Origin of the sequence: Pseudomonas sp. ADAK2 (assembly GCF_012935755.1) — a bacterium.
In the GTDB taxonomy this organism is placed as follows: domain Bacteria; phylum Pseudomonadota; class Gammaproteobacteria; order Pseudomonadales; family Pseudomonadaceae; genus Aquipseudomonas.
Genome location: NZ_CP052862.1, coordinates 3969325 through 3982477 on the forward strand (window position 1 = coordinate 3969325; position 13153 = coordinate 3982477).

The following is a 13153-nucleotide window of genomic DNA, read 5'->3' on the forward strand; positions in this document are numbered from 1 at the left end:
CATATCACTGCGGATTGGCACGGGTGCTGGAAAGCAACGATTTCAAATTGGCAGCCTTAGGCTTGACCAACCAGAAACGACGCAGATAGTCATCGAGGTTTTCAGCGAGGTTACGACCCCATTCGCTGTCGGTTTCCGCGACGTATTCGTCCAGCACGCGTTGCAGGTGGCTGCGATAGGCTTCCATCGCTTCGCCGCTGATCCGCTGGATCTCGACCAACTCATGGTTGACCTTGTCGACGAAGGTGTTGTCCTGGTCGAGCACGTAGGCGAAACCGCCGGTCATGCCTGAGCCGAAGTTGTAACCGGTCTTGCCCAGGACGCAGACGAAACCACCGGTCATGTACTCGCAGCAGTGATCGCCAGTGCCTTCCACCACGGTGTGAGCACCGGAGTTACGCACGGCGAAACGCTCGCCCGCGGTGCCAGCGGCGAACAGCTTGCCGCCGGTGGCGCCGTACAGGCAGGTGTTGCCGATAATGGCGCTGTCCTGGGTCTTGTAGACGCTACCCTTCGGCGGAACGATAACCAGCTTGCCGCCAGTCATGCCTTTGCCGACGTAGTCGTTGGCGTCGCCTTCCAGGTACATGTTCAAGCCGCCGGCGTTCCACACGCCGAAGCTCTGACCGGCCGTCCCTTTGAAGCGGAAGGTGATCGGCGCGTTCGCCATGCCTTGGTTGCCGTGCTTACGGGCGATTTCACCGGAGATCCGCGCGCCGATCGAACGGTCGCAGTTGCAGATATTCAGCTCGAAATCCGCGCCGCTCTTGTCGTTGATCGCGGAAGTGGCCATGTCGACCATTTTCTCGGCCAGCAGGCCCTTGTCGAACGGCGGGTTGCGATCCACCTGGCAGAACTGAGGCTTATCTACCGGAATGTGATCGCTGCCCAGCAACGGCGTCAGATCGAGGTGTTGCTGCTTGGCGGTCTGGCCTTCGAGGATTTCCAGCAGATCGGTACGACCGATCAGCTCTTCGAGGGAGCGCACGCCGAGCTTGGCCAGCCATTCACGGGTTTCTTCGGCGACGTAGGTGAAGAAATTCACCACCATGTCGACGGTGCCGATGTAGTGATCCTTGCGCAGCTTCTCGTTCTGCGTCGCCACGCCGGTGGCGCAGTTGTTCAGGTGGCAGATGCGCAGGTATTTGCAGCCTAGGGCGATCATGGGCGCGGTGCCGAAGCCGAAGCTTTCAGCGCCGAGGATCGCAGCCTTGATTACGTCGAGGCCGGTTTTCAGGCCGCCGTCGGTTTGTACCCGGACTTTGCCGCGCAAGTCGTTGCCACGCAGGGTCTGGTGGGTTTCGGCCAGGCCGAGTTCCCACGGTGCGCCCGCGTATTTGATCGAGGTCAGCGGCGATGCGCCCGTGCCGCCGTCGTAGCCGGAGATGGTGATCAAGTCCGCGTAGGCCTTGGCCACACCGGCAGCGATGGTGCCGACGCCCGCTTCTGCAACCAGCTTCACCGAGACCAAAGCCTTCGGGTTGACTTGTTTCAGGTCGAAAATCAGCTGCGACAAGTCTTCGATCGAATAGATGTCATGGTGCGGCGGCGGCGAAATCAGGGTCACGCCCGGTACTGCATAACGCAGCTTGGCGATCAGACCGTTGACCTTGCCCCCTGGCAGCTGACCACCTTCGCCGGGCTTGGCGCCCTGAGCGACCTTGATCTGCAGCACTTCAGCGTTGACCAGGTATTCCGGGGTTACACCGAAACGACCAGTGGCGACCTGCTTGATTTTCGAGCTCTTGATTGTGCCGTAGCGCGCCGGGTCTTCGCCGCCTTCGCCGGAGTTGGAACGCGCACCGAGGCGGTTCATCGCTTCGGCGAGGGCTTCGTGAGCTTCCGGCGACAAGGCGCCAAGGGAGATGCCCGCGGAGTCGAAGCGCTTGAGCACCGATTCCAGCGGTTCGATCTCGCTGATGTCCAGCGCCGTGTCCAGGGTCTTGACCTTGAACAGGTCGCGGATCATCGACACCGGACGGTTGTCCACCAGCGCCGTGTATTCCTTGAACTTGCTGTAGTCGCCCTGCTGCACAGCGGCTTGCAGGGTGCTGACCACATCAGGGTTGTAGGCGTGATATTCACCACCGTGGACGAACTTCAGCAGACCGCCCTGCTGGATCGGCTTGCGCGGGCTCCAGGCTTCGGCGGCCAAGGCTTTCTGCTCGGCTTCGATGTCGACGAAACGCGCGCCTTTGATACGGCTTGGCACGCCACGGAAACTCAATTCGCAGACTTCTTCGGACAGGCCGATGGCTTCGAACAACTGCGCACCGCGGTACGACGTAATGGTCGAGATGCCCATCTTCGACAGGATCTTCAGCAGACCTTTGGTGATGCCTTTGCGGTAGTTCTTGAACACCTCGTAGAGGTCGCCCAGTACTTCACCGGTACGGATCAGGTCGCCCAACACTTCGTAGGCCAGGAACGGATAAACCGCCGAGGCGCCAAAACCGATCAACACCGCGAAGTGATGCGGGTCGCGGGCGGTGGCGGTTTCCACGAGGATGTTGGAATCGCAACGCAGGCCTTTTTCGGTCAGGCGATGGTGCACCGCGCCGGTGGCGAGTGAAGCGTGGATCGGCAACTTGCCCGGGGCAATGTGCCGGTCACTCAACACAACCTGGGTACGACCGGAGCGCACAGCTTCTTCAGCCTGATCGGCAACGTTGCGGATCGCCGCTTCGAGGCCGACGCTTTCGTCGTAGTTCAGATCGATGATCGCGCGCTCGAAGCCCGGACGATCGAGGTTCATCAGCGAGCGCCACTTGGCCGGGGAAATGACCGGCGAACTGAGGATCACGCGCGAGGCGTGTTCCGGCGACTCCTGGAAGATGTTGCGCTCGGCACCGAGGCAGATCTCCAGCGACATGACGATAGCTTCACGCAGCGGATCGATCGGCGGGTTAGTAACCTGCGCAAACTGCTGGCGGAAATAGTCGTACGGCGTGCGCACGCGCTGGGACAGCACGGCCATCGGCGTATCGTCGCCCATCGAGCCAACGGCTTCGTAGCCTTGCTCGCCGAGCGGACGCAGCACCTGATCACGTTCTTCGAAAGTGACCTGGTACATCTTCATGTACTGCTTGAGCTGGTCGACGTCGTAGAAAGCCGAACCGTGGTCGTTGTCTTCCATGGTCGCCTGGATGCGCAGGGCATTCTTGCGCAGCCATTGCTTGTACGGATGACGGGACTTCAAGCGGTTGTCGATCGCATCGGTGTCGAGGATCTGACCGGTTTCGGTGTCCACGGCAAAGATCTGGCCCGGGCCCACGCGGCCCTTGGCGATCACGTCTTCAGGCTGGTAGTTCCAGACACCGATTTCCGAGGCCAGGGTGATGAAGCCGTTCTTGGTGGTGACCCAACGCGCCGGACGCAGACCGTTACGGTCGAGCAGGCACACCGCGTAACGACCGTCGGTCATTACTACGCCGGCCGGGCCGTCCCACGGTTCCATGTGCATCGAGTTGTATTCGTAGAATGCACGCAGGTCCGGGTCCATGGTTTCGACGTTCTGCCACGCTGGCGGAATGATCATCCGCACGCCACGGAACAGGTCGATGCCACCGGTGACCATCAGCTCCAGCATGTTGTCCATGCTCGAGGAGTCGGAACCGACACGGTTGACCAGCGGGCCGAGTTCTTCCAGGTCCATCAAATCGTTGGTGAACTTGGTGCGACGGGCCACGGCCCAGTTGCGGTTACCGGTGATGGTGTTGATCTCGCCGTTGTGGGCGAGGAAACGGAACGGCTGCGCCAACGGCCATTTCGGCAGGGTGTTGGTCGAGAAGCGCTGGTGGAACACGCAAATCGAGGTTTGCAGGCGCTGGTCGCTGAGGTCTGGATAGAAGGCGGTCAAATCCGCCGGCATCATCAGGCCTTTATAAATGATGGTCTTGTGCGAAAAGCTGCAGATGTAGTGATCAGCGTCACCGGCGTTAGCCACGGACGAGCGACGACGGGAGGTGAACAGCTTGATCGCCATGTCCTGATCGCTCAGGCCTTCACCGCCGATGTACACCTGCTCGATCTGCGGCAGGCGCTCAAGGGCTAGACGGCCGAGGACGCTGGTGTCGATCGGCACTTTGCGCCAGCCGACGAGAGTCAGGCCGGCCGCGAGGATCTCGCGGTTCATGTTCTCGCGAGCGGCTTCGGCTTTGACCGGGTCCTGGTTGAAGAAGACCATGCCCACGGCATATTGCTTGGGCAATTCGACGCCGAAGGTTTCCTGGGCAATGGCTCGCAGGAACACATCCGGCTTTTGAATCAGCAAGCCGCAACCGTCACCGGTCTTGCCGTCGGCGTTGATCCCACCGCGGTGGGTCATGCAGGTCAGGGCCTCAATGGCCGTTTGCAAAAGGGTATGACTGGGCTCGCCCTGCATATGGGCTATCAGGCCGAAACCGCAGTTATCCTTGAATTCATCTGGTTGGTACAGACCTGCTTTCATAGACACTTTCTCACCAGGCTGCCTCTTTTCGAAGCAAATTTCTTTTCAATTCAACCACTTGCCATCCACGCCGAACGTACGTCAGCTTTGCGGGGGCAAAAGGGAGGTCATTGTACACACCGACACTTAGGCTCACAAATTTGACGACGAAATGTCGCAAATCTATGTCGCATTTGTGAAAGGTTTAAAGCGATATGCTGTGCTAGTCAAAACTTTTTTAATTTTGACCGCAACGACTCAAAGACCACTATGACGCAGACACCACAACGCACGCGGCCTCTAGGGCGGCATGCGCATGTGGAAAATTTTGAGGTGCCGGGAGAGGCGGCCTGGGTAAGGCCGCCGAATCATCAGCGAGCTGTAGCCAGTTCCTGTTGGACACTGGCGACGGTGCGAGGCCAAGGTTTACCAGCCTGAACCTTCGCTGGCAAGGCCTTGATAGCGGAAACGGCTGCATCGCGGTTGGCGAAGCTGCCGTAGGTGATGACGAAAAGCGGTTTGCCGTTCAGCACTTTCTTGAAGTAACGGTACTCGCCGCCCTGCTCCTTGACGAAGGTTTGCGCAGCGGCCTCGGAGCTGGTGCCGAGGATCTGCACCACGTAGTTGCTCGTCGGCTGCCCGGCATACCAGGCGCCACCGGCGGCCTTGGCCACGGTAACCGGCTTCTCGGCCGGTTTGGCGGCGACGACTGGCTTGGCTGGCGCTGGAGCCGGTTTGGCCACTGGCGCAGGCGCTGGCTTGGCGGTAGCGACCTGAGTCGGTGCCGGCGCCGGTTTAGCGGTAGGCGTTGGCGCAGGGCCAGGCTGGATGCCGGTCGGCGGTGCGATGGTGGTCACGGTCGGCGGTGTAGCGCTGGAGCCTTCGACCGGCACGCCGTCGTCGCCTTCAGTGATACCACCGGCCGCTTCGGCCAGCGGGCTGCGCATGACCGGTTGCTGCTGGCCGACCAGCGGCAACGGCATCGGTTGCGTATTACCGGCGAACTCCACGGACGGAGCCCCGCCAGCAGCATTCGGTTGCGGCGTGCCCAACGGCAGTTGCGCCTGTTCGTTGGCCGGTGCGCCGGTGGTCGGTGTCTTGCTGCGGCCCGGCATCAACCAGGCGGCGGCTACCGCGACCACGACTACGGCGGAAATCGCCAATACGTGTTTCTTCGGCATGTTGAACCCCATACTTGGACGCTTAACCGCTGTGCGGCTGGCAATCATGGCTTCGATCATCGCATCGCGGGCGACCTGGTTGATGTTGCCAGGCCAACCGTCGGAGCTTTCGTGAATATCAGAGATCTGATCCGCGGTGAAAAGTTCGATACCCCGACCGGCGCCTTCGAGACGCTGATCCAGGTATTCGCGGGTTTCTTCTTCGGTGTAAGGCTGCAATTCAATGACGTGGAAGCGCTCTTCCTCGAGGCTCAAGGCCTCCAGTTGCGCAATCAGCGACGATTCGCCGAACAGGAACACGTGCGGGCGCCCTTCCGGTGCGCCGGCCGCCAGCGCCATCAAGGCTTCCAGCGCGGATTCGTCGAGCTGCTCGGCATCATCCACCAGCAAGTAGACTTCCTGCCCGGTGAGGGCCAGTTGCACCACCTGGGCCAGGATCGCGTTGATCTCGGCCTGGGCCACGTTCAGTGCCTGGGTGACCTGACGCAGCACACCCGCGGCATCGCCGGCACCACGGGCGGAAACCACCACGCTTTGCACGGACTGCTTGTTGGTGCTGGCCACCAGGGCCTGGCGCAACAGGGTTTTGCCGCTGCCTTGCGGGCCGGTGACCACCAGCAGCAACTGGCTGTAGCGCGCCAGGTGATGCAGTTGCCCCAGCACCGGTTTGCGCTGGGCCGGGAAAAATTTGAAGCCAGGCACCCGTGGAGCAAAAGGGTCATGACTTAACTGGAAATGGCCGAGGAAAGCCTCGTCGGCATGCAAACTAGTCATCGGGATCTTATTAACCTTTAAGCTGAGCCAGGGCGCGGTAATCCGCTCCCAGCGTGGCCTGTAGAACCTCTTTCGGATAATCGTCGGTCACCACCGCTTCGCCCATGTGGCGCAGCAGCACCAGGCGCAAACGACCGTCGATCACTTTCTTGTCAATTGCCATGTGTTCGAGAAAATCGGCTTCGGTCATCTCTTCCGGCGGGATGACCGGCAGGCCGGCACGCTGGAACAGACGAATACCGCGATCTCGCTCTTGTTCGCTGATCCAGCCCAGGCGCGCGGACATTTCCAGCGCCATTACGGTGCCAGCAGCGACCGCCTCACCATGTAGCCACACACCATAGCCCATGTGGGTTTCGATGGCGTGGCCGAAGGTGTGGCCCAGGTTCAACGTGGCGCGCACGCCGGTTTCTTTTTCGTCGGCACCCACCACTTCAGCCTTGGCCTCGCAGGAGCGCTTGATAGCGTACGTCAGGGCGACCTGATCCAGGGCGCGCAGGCGATCGACGTTTTCTTCGAGCCAGGTGAGGAACGGCTCGTCGCAGATCAGCCCGTACTTGATGACTTCGGCCAGGCCAGCAGACAGTTCGCGAGCTGGCAAAGTATTGAGCGTCGCAGTGTCGATCAGCACCACATTGGGCTGATAGAAGGCGCCGACCATGTTCTTGCCCAGCGGATGGTTGATCCCGGTCTTGCCACCCACCGACGAGTCGACTTGCGACAGCAGCGTGGTCGGCACCTGGATGAAGTCCACGCCACGCTGGTAGCAGGCGGCGGCAAAACCGGCCATGTCACCGATCACGCCGCCACCGAGGGCGATCACCGTGGTGCGGCGGTCGTGCCGGGCGGTCAGTAGACCGTCGAAAATCAGTTGCAGGGTTTCCCAGGTCTTGAAGGCTTCGCCGTCGGGCAACACCACCGAGACCACTGAAAACTGGGCGAGGCTTTTGGTCAGACGTTCGAGATAGAGCGGCGCTACGGTCTCGTTGGAGATGATTGCCACTTGCCGTCCGCGAACGTGCGGGGCCAGCAATTCGGGCTGATCCAACAAACCTTCGCCAATATGAATCGGGTAGCTGCGCTCGCCTAGATCGACCTTGAGTGTCTGCATGTGTCCCCACAGTGAAGATGGAATCAGGCGTCCTGCCTTGAGTTAACGAATGTGCGCGGTGTCTGCTGGTGTGACGCCGTTTGATAGCCATCCGCCACAACCTTGAGCGGCCATGACAGGACGCCGAGGATAGCGCATTTCGCGCCGCGCTTTAACGGGGAGGAAGCTGCTGCAAGCGTTCAAGGATGTCGAGCACGACCATTCGCGGCGGCCGCTCATCGGTTTCCACCACCAGATCGGCGATTTCCCGATAAAGCGGATCGCGGATCGCCAACAGATCGCGCAGGGTCTTGGCCGGATCGGCGGTGCGCAACAGCGGACGATTGCGATCGCGGGAGGTGCGGCCAACTTGCTGCTCGACCGATGCGTGCAGATAGACCACGCGCCCCCCGGCATACAAGGCCCGACGATTGGCTTCGCGCATCACGGCACCGCCGCCGGTCGCCAGTACGACGCCGTCGCAAGCGCACAGCTCTTCGATCATCGCTTGCTCGCGATCACGAAAGCCGGGCTCGCCTTCCTTATCGAAGATCCACGGGATATTGGCGCCCGTGCGCAATTCAATTTCCTTGTCGGAATCTTTGAATGGCAGGCGCAGCTCTTTGGCCAGCAAACGGCCGATGGTGCTTTTGCCAGCACCCATCGGTCCAACAAGAATCAAATTTCGCACAGAATCAACGACTCACAGCAATCGCCTGGTTATTCATGATACGCGGAGTGAGAAACACCAGCAGCTCGGATTTTTTCTCCGAAACCACGTCACGCCGGAAAAGGCGGCCAAGATACGGCACATCGCCGAGAAATGGCACCTTATCTACAACCTTGCTCTGAGTATTTGAGAAAACCCCGCCGATGACGATGGTCTCGCCGTCGTTGACCAGCACCTTGGCGTTGACTTCGTTTTTCTTGATCGGCGGGACATCGTTGAGCTTGTTCAGATAGTCCGGCTCATCCTTGGTGACCTTGACCTCCATGATGATTCGGTTGTCCGGGGTTATCTGCGGTGTCACTTCGAGGGACAGCGAGGCCTCCTTGAATTCGACTGATGTCGCACCGCTAGAGCTGGCCATCTGATAGGGAATTTCCGTGCCCTTGAGGATTTTCGCGGTTTCCTTGTCGGACGTGACCACCTTGGGCTGCGAGACGATTTCGCCGTTACCGGTCTTCTCCATGGCCGTCAGCTCGAGGTCGAGCAGTACGTTGTCGGTGATGAAAGCGATACCGAGCCCCGAGGTATTGGCCGCAGTACCCAAGTCGACGAACGGTGAGTTGGTGCTGGTGCTGCCAGGCGTACCGATGGTCGATGAAGCATTAGCCCCATTATTGCTGACGCCCGACGTGTTCCAGTTGCCCTTGTTCTGGATCGACCCACCCCAGCGCACGCCGAGACTTTTGTCATAATCGACATTGGCTTCGACGATCCGCGCTTCGATCATTACCTGGCGCACCGGGATATCCAGCTGCGCGACGATGCGCCGAAGCTCGTCGAGGCGATCCTGGGTCTGGTACGCAATGATGTTATTGGTCCGTTCATCGACGGTGATCGAACCGCGCTCATCGATTTTCGCCTCGGCGCTGGTCACCGAGGTAAACAGCTTGGCGATATCCGCAGCCTTGGCGTAGTTGACCTGCAACAGCTCCCGACGCAGCGGCGCCAGCTCGGCGATCTGCTTCTGCGACTCCAGTTCCTGACGCTCCCGCGCGGCAATTTCATCGGCCGGCGCGACCAGCAACACGTTGCCGATCTTGCGTTTGTCCAGGCCTTTGGTTTTCAGCACCAGGTCCAGCGCCTGATCCCACGGCACGTTCTGCAGGCGCAAGGTAATGCCGCCCTGCACCGTATCGCTGGCCACCAGATTGAGGTTGGTGAAGTCGGCGATCAGTTGCAGCACCGAGCGCACATCGATGTCCTGGAAATTCAGCGAGAGTTTTTCACCGGTGTAGGCAAAGCGTTCGGCGTTGCGCTTCTGCAAGTCGTCGGCGGTGACCGCACGGATGCTAACGGTCAGCTTGTTGTCGGTCTGGTAGGTCGAATATTCGAAGGCACCGCTGGGTTCAACACTGATCACGGCACGGTCGCCGGTGGCACTGGCGTTGACGAATTGCACCGGGGTAGCGAAATCCTTGACGTCGAGACGCACGCGCAACGGCTCGGGCAATTGGGTCCTGGCGAAACCGAGGATGATCTTGCCGTCCCGTTCCTGAATGTCCGGCGCGATGGACGGATCCGACAAGTCGATCACCACATTGCCTTCACCCTGGGTGCCGCGCTGAAAGTCCACGCCCCGGATGGCCTTGCCCGCCGGCGCGTAGGCTTTCGCCGGGGCTGGCGTGGCCGTGGCGGTGCGCGGAGCACTGGCGACGGGTTTGGGCGCCGTGCCTTTAGCGCCCTGCCCAACGACTACGAACAGATTGTTGCCTTCAACCCTGGAGCTGTAGGGCGCCAGCTGGGTCAGGTTGATGATCAGTCGCGTCCGGTCCTTGGCCTCCACCACCGTGGCACTGCGGGCGTTGCCGCCACCCAGGTCACGATTCCTGTTGGCCAGTTTGCTGACCACACCCGGCAGATCCAGCGCAATGCGCGCCGGTTGCTCCGTGGTGTAGCCGTGGGGCGGCGGTGGCGGCCCGTCGAAGGTCAACTTCAACTCGACGCGGTCACCCGGCAGCGCTGCGACATCCAGCGCATTGAGGTTGGCCGCTAGTACCATCGGCGACAGCAGCGCTATCCATAGCGAAATACCGAAGGTTGAGAAAATCCTGTTCATTGTTCGAGTTCCACTATGAGTGCTCTTTCAAAGGGATGGTCCGTGGTCGTTCCAGCCAGGCACCTTCGCCGTCGGGAACGATTTCGACCACATCGACTTGCGAGCCGCTGATGGCGACGATCCGCCCATCGTTACGCCCCAGGTAATCGCCGACTTTCAACCGGTGCACACCGCCCGCCCCGCGCAGCAGCGCAAAGGAGCCGGAGGCATTGGAGATCGTGCCGACCATTTCAAACTGCTCGATGTTGAAACCTTCGAGGTATTGCTTGACCCGACTGGGGTCGGGCTTGACGTTGCGTGAACCGTGCTTCTGAGCCGTCAGGTCAACCCTGACCTGTCGGGAAAACGGGCTGCGCAGGTTCGCCGCGCTGTAAGTGAATGTGGGGTAAGACCGGAATGTCGGCGTTGGTTCAATCTTGCCCGGCGGACGCAGGCGCACTTCGTTCAGGTAAGCGTCCAGGTCGCCGAAGCCATTGTCGCCGCCGCAACCGGCCAGGCCTGCCAGCAACAGCCCCATCGATAGACAACGAAACGGGGTCATTTTTGCAGCCCCTTGTCGTTGTAGCGGTAGGTCTTGGCGAGGATGCTCATGCGCAGCTTCGTCCCGCCGTCAGGGTTGGCCGGCGCCAGGTCAAAGTCATGCAGGGTGACGATACGCGGCAGGCCGGCCACGCCACTGACAAACGTCGCCAGGTCGTGATAGGCGCCGGTGACGGTGATCTGGATCGGCAATTCGATGTAGAACTGCTGGGTGACTTCCGGCAGCAACTTGATCTCTTCGAACTCCAGGCCGCTACCCAGGCCGGTGCGGGTGATGTCCTCCAGCAGGCCGGGGACTTCGGTATCGCTGGGCAGTTGGCGCAACAGCACGCCAAAGGAATTCTCCATCTCCTTCATCTGCTGGGTGTAGAGCTCCAGGTTGGCCGCCAGGCGGGCCTTGCTGGCGAATTGTTCCTTGAGCGTCAACTCTTCCGTGCGCTTGAGATTGAGCTCGTTTTGCTGGTCGCTGATGAAAAAGTTGTAGCCCAGCGCCAACACCAGGACCATTAGCAGTATGCCCGCCGCCGCCTTGATTGCCGGCGGCCAGGAGCCGATGTTGTTGGTGTCCAGATCGTTGATGTCGATCTTGCGCAGCCCTTCGAACCATTCGGATGGCGTCATTTGGCACCCTCCACGACAACTGGCCGGGTCTGACGCACGGTCAACTGAAAGACGTTGGCCTGATCCAACTGACCGGCGGTCGTCGCCTTGACCTCGGTCAGGCTTGGCGCGTCGAACCAGTCCGAGGCATCCAGATTGCGCATCAGCTCCGAGACCTTGTTGTTCGACTCTGCCGCGCCGGTGATGGCCAGGCTCTTGCCCGCCATTTTCACTTCAGTGAAATACACGCCGTCCGGCAGGGTGCGCGCCAACTGCTCGAAGATTCGCCCGCTGATCTGCCGGTTGCCTTGCAGATCCTGGATGATGCGCATGCGCTCCACCAGTTGCTGGCGACGGGCCTTGAGGTCACTGATTTGCTTGATCCGTTCATCGACGATGGCAATCTGTTTGCCGAGGTAGTCGTTGCGCGCCACCTGCTGGCTGATGGCGCTGCTGAAGACCTGGTCGGCAATCACCACCAGGCCCACCGAAACGACCAGCACGCCCACTAACGTCAGCAGAAAGCGCTTTCGGCGTTCTTCGCGCAGTTCTTCACGCCAGGGTAAAAGGTTGATCCGCGCCATCAGTCGAAACTCCTGAGCGCCAGACCACAGGCAATCATCAAGGCCGGTGCATCGCTGGCCAGGGCGCCGGCATTGACCTTGCTGCTCAGCGACATGTCGGCGAACGGGTTGGCGACCTGCGTCGGAGTGCCCAGCCGCTGCTCGATCAGCCGATCGAGCCCGGGCACCGAGGCGGTGCCGCCGGCCAGCAGAATATGGTCGACCGCATTGTACTGGCCGGACGCAAAGAAAAACTGCAATGAACGAGAGACCTGTTGCACCAGGGCCTCGCGGAACGGTTGCAGCACCTCGCTGACGTAATCGTCCGGCAAGCCGCCCTGCTTCTTGGCGAGCCCGGCCTGTTCAATGGTCAGCCCGTAGCGGCGCTGAATCTCTTCGGTGAGCTGGCGACCACCAAACAATTGTTCGCGGGTGTAGATGATCCGGCCGTTGTGCAGCACGCTCAGGGTGGTCATGGTCGCGCCGATGTCCACCACCGCGACGGTCGGGCGCTCTTGGTTGGAGGCGAGCTGGGTCGCCAGCAGACCAAAGGAACGTTCAAGGGCGTAGGCCTCGACGTCCACCACCTTGGCGGTCAACCCGGCCAGAGCCAGGGCAGCCTCGCGAACCTCGACGTTTTCTTTTCGACAGGCGGCAAGCAAAACATTGACCCGTTCGGGGTTGCGCGCCGATACGTTCTGGACTTCGAAGTCGATGGCGACTTCGTCCAACGGGTAGGGAATGTACTGATCGGCCTCGATCTTGAGCTGGTTCTCCATCTCGTCGTCGGACAGCCCGGCGTCCATCTCGATGGTCTTGGTGATCACCGCCGAACCGGCCACGGCCACGGCGACATTGCGGATCCCGGTCCGGGCCTTGAGCAGCACGCGAGACAGGGCCTGGCCCACGCCTTCGAGCTCGGCGATGTTTTTTTCGATGACGGCACTGGCTGGCAGCGGTTCGACCGCATAGGCCTCGACCCGATAGCGGTCGCCCTGGCGGCTCAGTTCCAGAAGCTTCACCGACGTGGAGCTGATGTCGATCCCCAGAAGCGTTCTGGTCTTTTTATTGAAGAGTCCTAGCACTACCAATTCCCTATGACTATCCGTGAGTTACGGACTCTGTAATGTGCATTGCGTTCAATCCCTGCGGCTTGACAGAAGCGCAAATGACGCCCACGGCGGAAAAAT

Annotated in this window: 9 protein-coding genes; all 9 read right to left on the reverse strand. The window is 60.6% G+C overall.

Annotated features, from left to right (window positions below):
- Positions 1-4: 4 nt before the first annotated feature.
- The 9 genes from gltB to HKK52_RS18295 all read right to left on the reverse strand — a co-directional run bounded on the left by gltB (position 5) and on the right by HKK52_RS18295 (position 13048).
- Positions 5-4450: a glutamate synthase large subunit gene (gene gltB / locus HKK52_RS18255; protein WP_169371985.1), complete on the reverse strand. Its 4446-nt coding sequence runs from the start codon at positions 4448-4450 to the stop codon at positions 5-7.
- Between the two features lie 350 nt (positions 4451-4800).
- Positions 4801-6384 carry an SPOR domain-containing protein gene (locus HKK52_RS18260; RefSeq protein WP_169371986.1) on the reverse strand — a complete coding sequence of 528 codons (1584 nt, stop codon included), beginning with the start codon at positions 6382-6384 and terminating at the stop codon, positions 4801-4803.
- A gap of 10 nt (positions 6385-6394) precedes the next feature.
- Positions 6395-7495, reverse strand: a complete 1101-nt coding sequence (gene aroB, locus HKK52_RS18265) for a 3-dehydroquinate synthase (protein ID WP_169371987.1) — start codon at positions 7493-7495, stop codon at positions 6395-6397.
- Between the two features lie 151 nt (positions 7496-7646).
- A complete protein-coding gene (aroK, locus tag HKK52_RS18270) occupies positions 7647-8165 on the reverse strand; it encodes a shikimate kinase AroK (RefSeq protein WP_169371988.1) in 519 nt (172 codons plus the stop codon).
- A 4-nt stretch (positions 8166-8169) separates the two neighbouring features.
- Complete coding sequence (gene pilQ / locus HKK52_RS18275; protein WP_169371989.1) at positions 8170-10260, reverse strand: type IV pilus secretin PilQ; 2091 nt, start codon at positions 10258-10260, stop codon at positions 8170-8172.
- A 13-nt stretch (positions 10261-10273) separates the two neighbouring features.
- The gene (locus tag HKK52_RS18280) at positions 10274-10801 is read right to left on the reverse strand and encodes a pilus assembly protein PilP (RefSeq protein WP_169371990.1); all 528 of its coding nucleotides are present in this window, start codon (positions 10799-10801) and stop codon (positions 10274-10276) included.
- A complete protein-coding gene (pilO, locus tag HKK52_RS18285; protein ID WP_169371991.1) occupies positions 10798-11421 on the reverse strand; it encodes a type 4a pilus biogenesis protein PilO in 624 nt (207 codons plus the stop codon). The genes HKK52_RS18280 and pilO overlap by 4 nt, the downstream gene beginning before the upstream one ends.
- Entirely contained in the window at positions 11418-11984 is a 567-nt protein-coding gene (locus HKK52_RS18290) for a PilN domain-containing protein (RefSeq protein ID WP_169371992.1), read from the reverse strand. Before HKK52_RS18290 ends, pilO begins: the two co-directional genes overlap by 4 nt.
- Complete coding sequence (locus HKK52_RS18295) at positions 11984-13048, reverse strand: pilus assembly protein PilM (protein WP_169371993.1); 1065 nt, start codon at positions 13046-13048, stop codon at positions 11984-11986. Before HKK52_RS18295 ends, HKK52_RS18290 begins: the two co-directional genes overlap by 1 nt.
- Between the last annotated feature and the right edge of the window lie 105 nt (positions 13049-13153).

Bases quoted from the DNA above. Each gene is read 5' to 3' on its own strand.
- gltB (WP_169371985.1), bottom strand. From the start codon at position 4,450: ATGAAAGCAGGTCTGTACCAACCAGATGAATTCAAGGATAACTGCGGT.
- HKK52_RS18260 (WP_169371986.1), bottom strand. From the start codon at position 6,384: ATGACTAGTTTGCATGCCGACGAGGCTTTCCTCGGCCATTTCCAGTTA.
- aroB (WP_169371987.1), bottom strand. From the start codon at position 7,495: ATGCAGACACTCAAGGTCGATCTAGGCGAGCGCAGCTACCCGATTCAT.
- pilQ (WP_169371989.1), bottom strand. From the start codon at position 10,260: ATGAACAGGATTTTCTCAACCTTCGGTATTTCGCTATGGATAGCGCTG.
- HKK52_RS18280 (WP_169371990.1), bottom strand. From the start codon at position 10,801: ATGACCCCGTTTCGTTGTCTATCGATGGGGCTGTTGCTGGCAGGCCTG.
- pilO (WP_169371991.1), bottom strand. From the start codon at position 11,421: ATGACGCCATCCGAATGGTTCGAAGGGCTGCGCAAGATCGACATCAAC.
- HKK52_RS18290 (WP_169371992.1), bottom strand. From the start codon at position 11,984: ATGGCGCGGATCAACCTTTTACCCTGGCGTGAAGAACTGCGCGAAGAA.